Source organism: Streptomyces sp. NPDC058650 (genome assembly GCF_042717315.1).
Lineage (GTDB): Bacteria > Actinomycetota > Actinomycetes > Streptomycetales > Streptomycetaceae > Streptomyces.
The window spans coordinates 129827-141174 of record NZ_JBHXRL010000024.1; the positions used below are offsets into that span (position 1 = coordinate 129827).

Consider the following 11348-nt stretch of genomic DNA (forward strand, 5'->3'; position numbering starts at 1 on the left):
GTTGGGCCAACCGTGGGTTACCGTGACAAAGCGGACCGCAGGTGCGCCGAGATTCGCGCTCGCGCGAACGGAACGGACAGGGAGAATTACATGGCCACCAAGGCTGAGAAGATCGTCGCCGGGCTCGGCGGCATCGACAACATCGAAGAGGTCGAGGGCTGCATCACCCGGCTGCGCACCGAGGTCGTCAACCCCGCGCTCGTCGACGAAGCCGCGCTCAAGGCCGCCGGCGCCCACGGCGTCGTGAAGATGGGCACCGCCATCCAGGTCGTCATCGGCACCGACGCGGACCCGATCGCCGCGGAGATCGAAGACCTGATGTGAGACCTGGTGCGAGCGACCGACTCGCACCGACAGGGGCCCGTTCCGGCAGGGGAACGGGCCCTTCGTCATGGACGGGCCCTCCGTCACGGGAGAACAGGCACTCCCGCATGTCCCGCTACCCTCGACCCATGTCTCGTATCGACGGCCGTACCCCCGAACAGCTCCGCCCCGTCACCATCGAACGCGGATGGAGCAAGCACGCCGAGGGCTCCGTCCTCATCTCCTTCGGTGACACCAAGGTCTTCTGCACCGCCTCCGTCACCGAAGGCGTCCCGCGCTGGCGCAAGGGCAGCGGCGAAGGCTGGGTCACCGGCGAGTACTCGATGCTGCCCCGGGCCACCAACACCCGCGGCGACCGCGAGTCCGTCCGCGGCAAGATCGGCGGCCGCACGCACGAGATCTCCCGCCTCATCGGCCGTTCGCTCCGCGCCGTCATCGACTACAAGGCCCTCGGCGAGAACACCATCGTCCTCGACTGCGACGTCCTCCAGGCCGACGGCGGCACCCGCACCGCCGCCATCACCGGCGCGTACGTCGCCCTCGCCGACGCCGTCGCCTGGGCCCAGGGCAAGAAGCTCGTCAAGGCCGGCCGCAAGCCCCTCGTCGGCACCGTCGGCGCCGTCTCCGTCGGCATCGTCGACGGCGTCCCTCTCCTCGACCTCTGCTACGAGGAGGACGTCCGCGCCGACACCGACATGAACGTCGTCTGCACCGGCGACGGCCGCTTCGTCGAGGTCCAGGGCACCGCCGAGGCCGAGCCCTTCGACCGCAAGGAGCTCAACGCCCTCCTCGACCTCGCCTCCGGCGGCTGCGCCGAACTCGCCGAGATCCAGCGCAAGGCGCTCGAAGGAACCCTCTGACACCTGACTGCGTCATGACGGGCGGGCACACGGATAAGCTCCGTGCGCCCGCCCGTCCGTCTGTTCGTATATAAGGGGATGCCTTGAAGCGTCGACTCGCACTCGCCGTGGCCACGGCCGCCGCACTCACCACCGTCCTGAGCGGCTGCGGAGCCCTCGACACCGCCATGGACTGCGTCAAGACCGCCGACGCGATAGCCACGTCCGTCGGCAAGCTCGAACAGGCCGTCTCCAACGCCTCGAACGACCCGACACAGATCGAGGAGTCCCTGAACTCGATCTCCACCGAGCTCGGCAACCTCAAGGGCACCACGGACAACGCCGACCTCGCGAAGGCGGTGGACGACCTCACGAAGGGCGTCGAGTCCGTCCGTACGGCGGTGAAGAACGGCGACACGACCCCGGACATCCAGCCGATCACCGACGGAGCCGCCGAAGTGGCGAAGGTCTGCACGCCGGGCTAAACGCTCGCGCCGACCCCGGATAATCGAGGGCATGACCCGTCTGATCCTCGCCACCCGCAACGCGGGCAAGATCACCGAACTCCACGCGATCCTCGCCGACGCGGGCCTCGACCTCGAACTCGTCGGCGCGGACGCGTACCCCGACGTGCCCGACGTCAAGGAAACCGGCGTCACCTTCGCCGAGAACGCGCTCCTCAAGGCCCACGCCCTGGCCCAGGCCACCGGCCTCCCGGCGGTAGCCGACGACTCGGGCCTCTGCGTCGACGTCCTGAACGGCGCCCCCGGCATCTTCTCGGCCCGTTGGTCCGGCACCCACGGCAACGACCGCGCGAACCTGGACCTGCTGCTCGCCCAACTGTCCGACATCGCGGCGGAGCACCGAGGGGCCCACTTCGCCTGCGCGGCGGCCCTGGCCCTCCCGGACGGCACGGAACGCGTGGTCGAGGGCCAGATGCGGGGCACCCTCCGCCACGCCCCGGTCGGCACGAACGGCTTCGGCTACGACCCGATCCTCCAGCCGGAGGGTTACGAAGTGACCTGCGCGCAGCTGACCCCGGCGGAGAAGAACGCGATCAGCCACCGAGGCAAGGCGTTCCGCGCGCTGGTACCGGTGGTCCGGGAGCTGCTGGGCTGAGCGCTCGCATGCGAACGGCCTGCGCATCGATCCTTCGATTCGCAGGCCGTTTCTGTGCGGCGGAAGGGATTCGAACCCTCAAGCCCGATCAAGGGCCACAGATCCTAAGTCTGCTGCGTCAGCCATTGCGCCACCGCCGCTCAGCCGCCTGTCATCGTACCGGGCGGGACTTCGGTGACGGGCTGCGCCCGCACCAGTTGCCAGTAGCCGAATGTCGGCCCGCACCGGTTCCTTTCGGGGATGCGGGCCGTTCCGGGCAGGGGGGTGGGCTCAGATGCCCAGGTCCCTGATGATCTTGGCTACGTGGCCCGTCGCCTTCACGTTGTAGAAGGCGTGCTCGACGTTGCCCTGCTCGTCGACGACGATCGTCGAGCGGATCACGCCCGTCACCGTCTTGCCGTACAGCTTCTTCTCGCCGAAGGCGCCGTACTCCTCCAGGGTCGTCTTCTCCGGGTCGCCGACCAGCGTGACCTTCAGGTTCTCCTTCTCGCGGAACTTCGCCAGCTTCTCCGGCTTGTCGGGGGAGACGCCGATGACGTCGTAGCCCGCGCCCGTCAGCAGGTCCAGGTTGTCGGTGAAGTCGCAGGCCTGCTTCGTGCAGCCGGGGGTGAGGGCCGCCGGGTAGAAGTAGACGATGACTTTGCGGCCCTTGTGGTCCGCGAGGGAGACCTCGTTGCCGTCCGCGTCGGGAAGGGTGAAGGCGGGGGCGGTGTCGCCGGGCTGCAGTCGCTCGCTCATGGCTCTCCTCGGGGGTGTTCGCGTACGCCCTCAGAGCCTAATGGCGGTCGGCTAAAGGGGGTCGGGCGCGGCTCATCGGCGGTGAAGCTGACAGACTGTCCGTCAACGACCGGATACACGACTACGGAGGCAGCGCGGTGTCGGACGCCAGGACCCCTGTGCAGATCGAGGCGGACATCGTCCGTCGGCGCGAGCAGCTCGCCGTCACTCTCGACGAGATCGGCATTCGGGTGCACCCGAAGACGATCATCGGGGACGCCAAGGCCAGGGTCGCCTCGACGGTCGACCAGACCGCCGGCCGTGCCTTCGTCGCCGTCAACCGGGTCGTCTCGGACGTGAAGGCCCGATTCACCCACGAGGACGGCGCCCCCCGCCTGGAGCGGGTCGTCCCGGCGGCGCTCGTGGCCGTCGCGGTGGTGGGGCTGATCGCCGCGTCCCGCAGAAGCAAGGGATGACCCCTCCCGGCCGCGGGCGACACGCCCGGCCAGGTAGGTTCGGACCGTGAGCGAGAACACGCACGACAAGCTGCCCATCCGGATGCTCCACGACCGGGTCCTGGTCCGCACCGACTCCCCTGAGGGGGAGCGGCGCTCCGGGGGCGGCATCCTGATCCCGGCGACCGCCGCCGTCGGCCGTCGCCTGTCCTGGGCCGAGGTCGTCGCGGTCGGTCAGAACGTCCGGACCGTCGAGATCGGCGACCGGGTGCTGTACGACCCCGAGGACCGCGCCGAGGTCGAGGTGCGGGGCACCGCGTACGTACTGATGCGGGAGCGCGATCTGCACGCGGTGGCCGCGGACCGTTTCCAGGGCGCGACGGACTCGACCGGGCTGTACCTGTAGACGCACGAGCTCCCGAGGCCCTGGTGACGACTGTCACCGGGGCCTTTGCCTGTTCCTTGCTAGCCTGGGGACACCCGACGAGACGCGCCGTACCGGGATGACGACAAGACGACGCACTCCTGTTGTTCCGTCTCGCGGAGGTGTCGTCATGGCCTGGGTTCTTCTCGTCATCGCTGGTCTGCTCGAAGTCGGCTGGTCGATCGGTATGAAGTACACCGACGGCTTCACGCGGCTCTGGCCCAGCGTGTTCACCGGCGCCGGGATCGTCGCCTCCATGCTGTTGCTCTCGCACGCCGCCAAGACGCTGCCCATCGGTACGGCGTACGGCGTGTGGGTGGGTATCGGCGCGGCCGGTGCGGCGGTGCTCGGCATGGTGGTGCTCGGTGAGCCGGCGACCGCCGCCCGGATCTTCTTCGTCTGTCTGCTCCTGGTCGCCGTGGTGGGTCTGAAGGCGACCTCCGGTCACTGACGTGGGCTGTTACGGGGCGGTAGGGGGCTGCGGGAGACCGCGGCCCCCGGTCCCGCCTCGCCCGTCAGGTACGACTCCTCCTCGCCGTCCGGCCCCGAGGAGTCCTCCGGGCCGTCCGGCATCGGCGGCACCGGGGGCAGCTCCTCCGCCCCCGGCATCAGCCGGAGGTCGAAGTCGCGCGGTGCAGTTCCCGCCAGCGCCTCCCGGGTGAACTGGGCCCAGATCTCGGCCGGCGCACCGCCGCCGTTGATCCGGGGCAGTCCGAGCGCCCCGTACAGCGGCTCCTGGCGTCCCGACTCGGGGTCCTGGCCCATCAGGGCGACGACCGTCGCGAGTTCCGGGGTGTAGCCCGCGAACCAGGCGGCCTTGTCGTCCTCCGCCGTGCCCGTCTTGCCCGCCGCCGGCCGCCCGGCGGCCTGCGCCGCCGTGCCCGTACCCGTCTCGACGACGCTCCGCAGGATCGCCGTGGTCGTGTCGGCGGCCTCCCGGCTGACCGCCTGCCGGGCCGGGCGGGACGGCAGGTCCACCGTCTCGCCGCCCTTCGTGACGGCCTCGACGAGGGTGTAGGTGCCGTGCCGGCCGTGCGCGGCGAGCGTCGCGTACGCCGAGGCCATGTCGAGGACGCTGGCGGTGGCCGGGCCGAGGGCGATGGACGGGGAGGCGGTGAGGTCGGGGGTGGAGCCGGGCAGGCCGAGGGCGATGGCGGTCCGCCGTACGTGGGCGGGGCCGACGTCCACGGCCATCTGGGCGTACACGGCGTTCACCGACAGGTCGGTGGCCTCGCCGACGGCGATCTCGCCGTAGCTGGCGTCGTCCTCGTTGGCGGGGTCGTAGGGGCTGCCGTTCCAGCCCTCGACCGGGCGCCGGTTCGTCCCGTCGTACAGCGTGTACGGGGTGATCGGCAGTCCGTGCTGGGTCTGCGCCCCGCTCTGCACGGCCGCCGTGAAGACGAAGGGCTTGAAGGTGGAGCCGACCTGGTAGTCGCGGCGCGTGGCGTTGTTGACGTACTGCTGGGTGTAGTCGATGCCGCCGTACATCGCGAGGACCTTGCCGGTCGCCGGGTCGACGGCCGCCGCCCCGACGCGTACGTAGCGGTCGGCGGGGTCGCGGGCTGGGTCGAGCAGGGAGATGACCCGGTCCTCGACGGCCTGGGCGAGCGTCTCCTGCTTGGTCCGCTCCAGTGTGGTGGTGATGCGGAAGCCGCCGCCGGCGAGGGTCTTCTCGTCGATGACGCCGCGGCCGGTCAGGTACTCCTCGACGGCCTGGACGAGGTAGCCGCGCTGTCCGGAGAGGCCGGTGGCGGGGCGGGCGGTCTGGGGGAGGGGGAAGCGTGCGGCGGCGCGTTCGGCGCGGCCGAGCCAGCCCTCGGTGACCATGCCGTCCAGGACGTAGTTCCAGCGGGCGACGGCCTTGTCCCGGTTCTCGGGGTGGGTGGTGACGTCGTAGGCGCTGGGGGCCTTGAGGAGGGAGGCGAGGTACGCGCCTTCGGCGGTGTCGAGCTGTTCGACGTCCTTGCCGTAGTAGGCGCGGGCGGCGGCCTGGATCCCGTAGGCGTTCCGGCCGAAGTAGCTGGTGTTCAGGTAGCCCTGGAGGATCTCGTCCGCGGTCTTCTCGCGGCCCAGTTTGATCGCGATGAAGAACTCCTTGGCCTTGCGGGTGAGGGTCTGTTCCTGACCGAGGTAGTAGTTCTTGACGTACTGCTGGGTGATGGTGGAGCCGGACTGGCGGCCCTTGCCGGTGACGGTGTTCCAGGCGGCGCGGACCATGGCCTTGGGGTCGACGGCGCGCGAGGTGTGGAAGTCGCGGTCCTCGGCGGCGAGGACGGCCCGGCGGACGCCCAGGGGGACCTGGTCGAGCCGGACGTTCTCGCGGTTGACCTCGCCGTCGCGGGCGATGGGGCTGCCGTCGCGATAGAGGTAGACGTTGGACTGGGCGACGGCGGCGGCGTTGGCGGGCGGGATGTCCACCAGGAGGTAGCCGGCGGCGAAGGCTCCGGCGAGGAGCAGCGCGCCGAGCAGGGCGAGGCCGAACAGGGTCCGCAGGACGCGTCGGAGGCGTCGGGCGCGCGGGGGGCGCTGTCGTGCGGGAGGTGGCGGAGCGGAGAGGGTGGGGTCCCTCGGCTCCCAGCCCGGACGGGATGACCGGGGGGTGTCGCTCGTACCGGAGGAAGGGGGCATGGCACCTCATATTGCCCGGAAAGTGCCCAAAGTCCGCAACACGACCCGAAAGTGACGCCAAGGCGGCGCGAAATCCGCTCGCGATGGGGAGCCGTGCCTCGCTAGGGTCGTGCGCTTCGGCGATTTTCGGCGCATTGCATAGGTTTCCGAGGAGGAGAGGCATGCTGCGGCTGTACGCGACGGTGGCCGCGGGTGGCTTCCGGCGCCATGCCACCTACCGGGTGGCGACGGCGGCGGGGGTGTTCACCAACACCGTCTTCGGCTTCATCCTGTCGTACACGTACATCGCCCTCTGGGACGAACGGCCGCAGCTCGGCGGCTACTCCATGGACGACGCCCTCGCCTATGTGTGGATCGGACAGGCGCTGATCACCGTCTGCGGGCTGATGGGCGGCGGCTTCGAGGAGGAGCTGATCGAGCGGATCAGGACCGGGGACATCGCGGTCGACCTCTACCGTCCCGCCGACCTCCAGGCCTGGTGGTTCTCCGCGAACCTCGGCCGGTCGGCCTACCAGCTGCTCGGCCGCGGGGTCGTCCCGATGGCGGTCGGCGCGCTCGTCTTCGACTTCACGCTGCCGCCGGGCCCCGGGACGTGGCTCGCGTTCCTGGTGGCGGTGGCGCTCGGCGCGACCGTCAGTTTCGCGATCTGGTACCTCGTGGCGATGAGCGCGTTCTGGCTGCTCGACGGCCAGGGCGTGGTGCAGGTGGCCTGGCTGGGCGGCCTGTTCTTCTCGGGGATGTTGCTCCCGCTGAACGTCTTCCCGGGCGCGCTGGGCGAGCTGGCGCGGGTGCTGCCGTGGGCGTCGATGCTCCAGGTGCCGGCCGACGTGTACCTGGGGAAGTACGAGGGCGGGTGGGAGCTGGCGGGGGCGTACGCCTTCCAGGGGTGCTGGGCGGTGGTGCTGTTCGGGGCGGGCCGTGCGGCGCAGGCGGCGGCGACGCGGAAGGTGGTGGTGCAGGGTGGCTGACGACGTACTCCGTACGGGTGAGGGGGCCCGGCGCGCGGACGGGGCGGTGTCGGATTCGCGGGGCACGGGCGGGCCGGTGTCGGAGTCGTGGCGCACGTCCCGGCGCGGGCCGGTGTCGGAGTCCCGGGGCACGGGCGGGCCGGTGTCGGAGTCCTGGCGTACGTACCGGCGCGGGCCGGTGTCGGAGTCCTGGCGTACGTACCGGATGGTCGCCGGGATGTGGATCCGGTCGACGATGACGTACCGCTCCTCCTTCGCCCTGACCCTGGCCACCAGCTTCTGCGTCACCTTCTTCGACTTCGTCGTCATCCTGCTGATGTTCGGTCAGGTGAAGGGCCTGGGCGGCTTCTCCTTCGCGGAGGTCGCGCTGCTGTACGGGACGACGGGCACGTCCTTCGGGCTCGCGGATCTGACGATGGGCTCGCTCCAGCGGATGGGGAAGCGGGTGAGGGACGGCTCGCTGGACACGTTCCTGATGCGCCCGGCGCCGCTGCTCGCGCAGGTCGCGGCGGACAAGTTCGCGCTGCGCCGGTTCGGCAGGGTCGCGCAGGGCCTGCTGGTCCTCGTCTGGGCGCTGGTCCTGTTGGACGTGGCGTGGACGCCGGTGAAGGTGCTGCTCCTGCCCGTGATGCTGGTCTGCGGGGCGGTGATCTTCGCGGCGGTGATGGTGTTGGGCGCGTCCGTCCTGTTCTGGGTGCAGGACGCGGCCGAGGTCACGAGCTCGTTCACGTACGGCGGGAACACGCTGCTCCAGTACCCGCCGACGATCTTCGCGCAGGAGCTGGTGCGGGGGGTCGTGTACGTCGTGCCGCTGGCGTTCGTGAACTGGCTGCCCGCGCTGTACGTCCTCGGCCGGCCGGCCCCGGCGGGCGTGCCGGACTGGCTGGTGTTCGCGTCGCCGCTGGTGGCGGCGGTCTGCTGCGGGGTGGCGGGGCTCGCGTGGCGGGCGGGGATCCGTTCGTACCGATCGACAGGAAGCTGAGGCTCGCACATGTCCGAGGTCAAGCCGTTCATCGAACTCGACTCCCTGGAGAAGACCTTCACGGTCCGCCGCAAGGAGGGTCTGCTGCGTCGGTCGAAACGCGAGGTCCGGGCGGTCGACGGCATCAGCTTCGGCGTCGAGCGCGGGGAGATGGTCGGCTACATCGGCCCGAACGGGGCGGGGAAGTCGACCACGATCAAGATGCTGACCGGCATCCTGACCCCCAGCGGGGGGCGGCTGCGGGTCGCGGGCATCGACCCGGCGCGGGAGCGGACCCGGCTGGCGCAGCGGATAGGGGTGGTCTTCGGCCAGCGCACCACCCTGTGGTGGGACCTGCCGCTGAAGGACTCGTACCGGCTGATGCACCGCATGTACCGGATCCCCGACGCCCGCTTCCGCGAGAACCTCGACCGTTGCGTGGAGCTGCTGGAGCTGGGCGAGCTGCTCGACGTACCGGTACGGCAGCTCTCCCTCGGTCAGCGGATGCGCGGCGACATCGCGGCTGCCCTGCTCCACGACCCGGAGGTGCTGTATCTGGACGAGCCGACGATCGGCCTGGACGTGGTGTCGAAGGCGAGGGTGAGGGAGTTCCTGCGAGAGCTGAACACCGCTCAGGGCACCACGGTGTTGTTGACGACGCACGATCTGACCGACATCGAGCAGCTGTGCTCGCGGGTGATGGTGATCGACCACGGGAAGCTGATGTACGACGGGGAACTGGCCGGGCTGCACGCGGTCGGCGAGAGTGAGCGGCTCCTGGTGGTGGACCTGGAGCGGGAGCTGCCCCCGATCGAGGTGCCGGGGGCGCGCTTCGTACGGAGGGAAGGCCCCCGCCAGTGGCTGGCCTTCCCCGCCTCCGCCTCGGCGGCCCCGCTGGTCTCGGCGGTGGCCGCCGCGTACCCCCTGGTCGACCTCTCGGTGCGGGAGCCGGACATCGAGGCGGTGATCGCGAAGATGTACGGGGGAACTCGCGAGGAGCGCCGGGAGTCCCTGATGTAGGGATGTAGGAGGTCGAGTCCATTGGTGAGTTTCTCGTACACGGCGGCTGACGAGGAGAAGAGCAGAGGCGTCCGGCGGATGAAAACGCTGGCGACGTCGCTGCTGGTGGCGGTTGCCGTGATCTACGGTCTCGCGACCTGGGCGCGGAGCTCGGGGGCGGGACCCTGGGCGGGATACGTGGCCGCGGCGGCGGAGGCGGGCATGGTCGGCGCGCTGGCGGACTGGTTCGCGGTGACGGCGCTCTTCCGCCGCCCGCTGGGACTGCCGATCCCGCACACGGCGATCATCCCGACGAAGAAGGACCAGCTGGGCGCCTCGCTGGGCTCGTTCGTAGGCGAGAACTTCCTCTCCGCGGACGTCGTACGGGGCAGACTCCAGGCCTTCGGCATCGGCCGGCGACTGGGGACGTGGCTGGCGGACCCGGCGCACGCGGACCGGGTCACGGCTGAGGCGTCGACGGCGCTGCGCGGCGCGCTGACGGTCCTCCGTGACTCGGACGTGCAGGCGGTCGTGGGCGAGGCGATCACGCGCCGAGCGGAGTCTGCGGAGATCGCCCCGGGCCTGGGCAAGACCCTGGAGAAGATCGTCGTGGACGGGGCGCACCACCGGGCGGTCGACCTGGTCTGCACCCGCGCACACGACTGGCTGGTGACGCACGGCGACTCGGTCATGGACGCGGTGCAGGGCGGCGCACCCGGCTGGACCCCCCGTTTCGTCGACAAGCGCGTCGGCGAACGCGTCTACAAGGAGCTGCTGCGCTTCGTGACGGAGATGCGGGACATGCCGGCCCACCCGGCGCGCGGCGCGATCGACCGCTTCCTCACGGACTTCGCGGCCGACCTCCAGGCGGACACGGACACGCGGGCCCGCGTGGAACGCCTGAAGGCGGACCTCCTGGCCCGCCCGGAGATCCAGGACATCATCGCCTCGGCCTGGTCCTCGATCCGTACCCTCATCATCGCGGCGGCCGAGGACGACCGCAGCCAACTCCGCCTGCGCGCCCGCGCCTCGCTGATGTCCCTGGGCAACCGCCTGGCGACGGACGCCCGCCTCCAGGCGAAGGTCGAGGGCTGGGCGGAGGACGCGGCGGCGTACGTGGTGACGACGTACCGGCACGAGATCACGTCCCTGATCACGGACACGGTCGCCGGCTGGGACGCCACCCAGACCTCGAAGAAGATCGAGGCCAACATCGGCCGCGACCTCCAGTTCATCCGCATCAACGGCACGGTGGTCGGCGCCCTGGCGGGCCTCTTGATCTACACCTTCAGCCACGCACTGGGCGGCTGAGGGCGCAAGGCCGCCTTGAGGTGTCAGCCCTTTTCACGGGCGCCGGCGCGGGGGCGCGTCAGCCCTTCTCACGGGCGCCGGCGCGGGACGGTCAGCCCTTCTCGCGGGTGACGGCCCAGGAGGCGGCGGCCATGCCCCCGGCGACGGAGAACACGGCGGGCCAGGCGCCGATCTTCTTCGCGAGCGGATGGGACCCGGCGAAGGCGGCAACGTAGACGGCGCCGAGCCCGGCGGCCACCTTGGCTCCACCCGCCTGCTGCCACTCCCGCGCGGCAAGAGCCCCGGCCCCGGCGAGCACGACCCCACCGAGCGGCCGCTTCTTGGTCCAACGCGCCACGGCATAACCACCGACGAGCCCGACGGCGGCTATGGCGGGGGAGGGGATACGGGGCATGGCGGGGGCCCTTCGGTCGGTGAGGTATCGGCGTATACGAGCCTAACGAAGGGGCGCGCGGGGCTGGGGGACAGGTCTGCTTCTGGTGCGGCCGCCCTCTTTCCGAGAGTCGCGCCTTCCGCCGCCGCGTCAAGGGCGCCTTCGGCGTCGCTGCGCGATGGCCTGCGGCCACCCTTGACCCGGCGGCTCCAGGAGCGAAAGACCTCTCG

At 70.7% G+C, this 11348-nt stretch carries 14 protein-coding genes, 1 tRNA gene and 1 riboswitch; of the genes, 11 read left to right on the plus strand and 4 right to left on the minus strand.

From position 1 onward, the window contains the following. Nucleotides 1-51 precede the first annotated feature (51 nt). The 4 genes from ACFWWU_RS31955 to rdgB all read left to right on the plus strand — a co-directional run bounded on the left by ACFWWU_RS31955 (nucleotide 52) and on the right by rdgB (nucleotide 2282). Nucleotides 52-324 (plus strand): glucose PTS transporter subunit EIIB, encoded by a 273-nt coding sequence (locus ACFWWU_RS31955; protein WP_384150836.1) that lies wholly within the window; start codon nucleotides 52-54, stop codon nucleotides 322-324. A gap of 128 nt (nucleotides 325-452) precedes the next feature. Further along, the gene (gene rph / locus ACFWWU_RS31960) at nucleotides 453-1184 is read left to right on the plus strand and encodes a ribonuclease PH (RefSeq protein WP_384150813.1); all 732 of its coding nucleotides are present in this window, start codon (nucleotides 453-455) and stop codon (nucleotides 1182-1184) included. Between the two features lie 83 nt (nucleotides 1185-1267). Next, entirely contained in the window at nucleotides 1268-1648 is a 381-nt protein-coding gene (locus ACFWWU_RS31965; RefSeq protein WP_384150815.1) for a hypothetical protein, read from the plus strand. Nucleotides 1649-1679: 31 nt separating this feature from the next. Next, a complete protein-coding gene (rdgB, locus tag ACFWWU_RS31970) occupies nucleotides 1680-2282 on the plus strand; it encodes an RdgB/HAM1 family non-canonical purine NTP pyrophosphatase (RefSeq protein ID WP_384150818.1) in 603 nt (200 codons plus the stop codon). A 55-nt stretch (nucleotides 2283-2337) separates the two neighbouring features. Here rdgB and ACFWWU_RS31975 read toward each other — a convergent pair. Beyond that, a tRNA-Leu gene (locus tag ACFWWU_RS31975) sits at nucleotides 2338-2422 on the minus strand. A 130-nt stretch (nucleotides 2423-2552) separates the two neighbouring features. After that, nucleotides 2553-3020: a thioredoxin-dependent thiol peroxidase gene (gene bcp / locus ACFWWU_RS31980; RefSeq protein WP_384150820.1), complete on the minus strand. Its 468-nt coding sequence runs from the start codon at nucleotides 3018-3020 to the stop codon at nucleotides 2553-2555. A gap of 137 nt (nucleotides 3021-3157) precedes the next feature. On the opposite strand from bcp, the gene ACFWWU_RS31985 reads away from it, so the two are divergent. The 3 genes from ACFWWU_RS31985 (at nucleotide 3158) to ACFWWU_RS31995 (ending at nucleotide 4329) form a co-directional block, all read left to right on the plus strand. After that, a complete protein-coding gene (locus ACFWWU_RS31985; protein ID WP_384150822.1) occupies nucleotides 3158-3475 on the plus strand; it encodes a DUF3618 domain-containing protein in 318 nt (105 codons plus the stop codon). 46 nt (nucleotides 3476-3521) lie between these two features. Next, nucleotides 3522-3860, plus strand: coding sequence for a co-chaperone GroES (locus tag ACFWWU_RS31990; RefSeq protein WP_317595701.1), 339 nt, complete (start codon nucleotides 3522-3524; stop codon nucleotides 3858-3860). A gap of 48 nt (nucleotides 3861-3908) precedes the next feature. Then, nucleotides 3909-3978: riboswitch (guanidine-III (ykkC-III) riboswitch) on the plus strand. Nucleotides 3979-4008: 30 nt separating this feature from the next. Beyond that, nucleotides 4009-4329 (plus strand): multidrug efflux SMR transporter, encoded by a 321-nt coding sequence (locus tag ACFWWU_RS31995; RefSeq protein ID WP_329623237.1) that lies wholly within the window; start codon nucleotides 4009-4011, stop codon nucleotides 4327-4329. Here ACFWWU_RS31995 and ACFWWU_RS32000 read toward each other — a convergent pair. Next, nucleotides 4323-6506: a transglycosylase domain-containing protein gene (locus ACFWWU_RS32000; protein ID WP_384150825.1), complete on the minus strand. Its 2184-nt coding sequence runs from the start codon at nucleotides 6504-6506 to the stop codon at nucleotides 4323-4325. The genes ACFWWU_RS31995 and ACFWWU_RS32000 overlap by 7 nt on opposite strands. 164 nt (nucleotides 6507-6670) lie before the next feature. On the opposite strand from ACFWWU_RS32000, the gene ACFWWU_RS32005 reads away from it, so the two are divergent. From ACFWWU_RS32005 to ACFWWU_RS32020, 4 genes are all read left to right on the plus strand, one after another. Next, nucleotides 6671-7474: an ABC transporter permease gene (locus ACFWWU_RS32005; RefSeq protein WP_384150839.1), complete on the plus strand. Its 804-nt coding sequence runs from the start codon at nucleotides 6671-6673 to the stop codon at nucleotides 7472-7474. Between the two features lie 205 nt (nucleotides 7475-7679). Next, entirely contained in the window at nucleotides 7680-8456 is a 777-nt protein-coding gene (locus tag ACFWWU_RS32010; RefSeq protein ID WP_384150842.1) for an ABC transporter permease, read from the plus strand. Nucleotides 8457-8465: 9 nt separating this feature from the next. After that, nucleotides 8466-9455, plus strand: a complete 990-nt coding sequence (locus tag ACFWWU_RS32015) for an ATP-binding cassette domain-containing protein (protein WP_384150827.1) — start codon at nucleotides 8466-8468, stop codon at nucleotides 9453-9455. A 21-nt stretch (nucleotides 9456-9476) separates the two neighbouring features. Continuing rightward, entirely contained in the window at nucleotides 9477-10745 is a 1269-nt protein-coding gene (locus tag ACFWWU_RS32020; RefSeq protein ID WP_384150829.1) for a DUF445 domain-containing protein, read from the plus strand. A 91-nt stretch (nucleotides 10746-10836) separates the two neighbouring features. Here ACFWWU_RS32020 and ACFWWU_RS32025 read toward each other — a convergent pair whose 3' ends face one another. Next, entirely contained in the window at nucleotides 10837-11139 is a 303-nt protein-coding gene (locus ACFWWU_RS32025; RefSeq protein WP_384150831.1) for a hypothetical protein, read from the minus strand. Nucleotides 11140-11348: the final 209 nt, after the last annotated feature.

What these genes read in the sequence shown, in the direction of transcription:
- ACFWWU_RS32015 (WP_384150827.1), top strand. Translation starts at nt 8,466, where the DNA reads ATGTCCGAGGTCAAGCCGTTCATCGAACTCGACTCCCTGGAGAAGACC.
- ACFWWU_RS31995 (WP_329623237.1), top strand. Translation starts at nt 4,009, where the DNA reads ATGGCCTGGGTTCTTCTCGTCATCGCTGGTCTGCTCGAAGTCGGCTGG.
- ACFWWU_RS32000 (WP_384150825.1), bottom strand. Translation starts at nt 6,506, where the DNA reads ATGCCCCCTTCCTCCGGTACGAGCGACACCCCCCGGTCATCCCGTCCG.
- rph (WP_384150813.1), top strand. Translation starts at nt 453, where the DNA reads ATGTCTCGTATCGACGGCCGTACCCCCGAACAGCTCCGCCCCGTCACC.
- ACFWWU_RS32010 (WP_384150842.1), top strand. Translation starts at nt 7,680, where the DNA reads ATGGTCGCCGGGATGTGGATCCGGTCGACGATGACGTACCGCTCCTCC.
- bcp (WP_384150820.1), bottom strand. Translation starts at nt 3,020, where the DNA reads ATGAGCGAGCGACTGCAGCCCGGCGACACCGCCCCCGCCTTCACCCTT.
- rdgB (WP_384150818.1), top strand. Translation starts at nt 1,680, where the DNA reads ATGACCCGTCTGATCCTCGCCACCCGCAACGCGGGCAAGATCACCGAA.
- ACFWWU_RS32025 (WP_384150831.1), bottom strand. Translation starts at nt 11,139, where the DNA reads ATGCCCCGTATCCCCTCCCCCGCCATAGCCGCCGTCGGGCTCGTCGGT.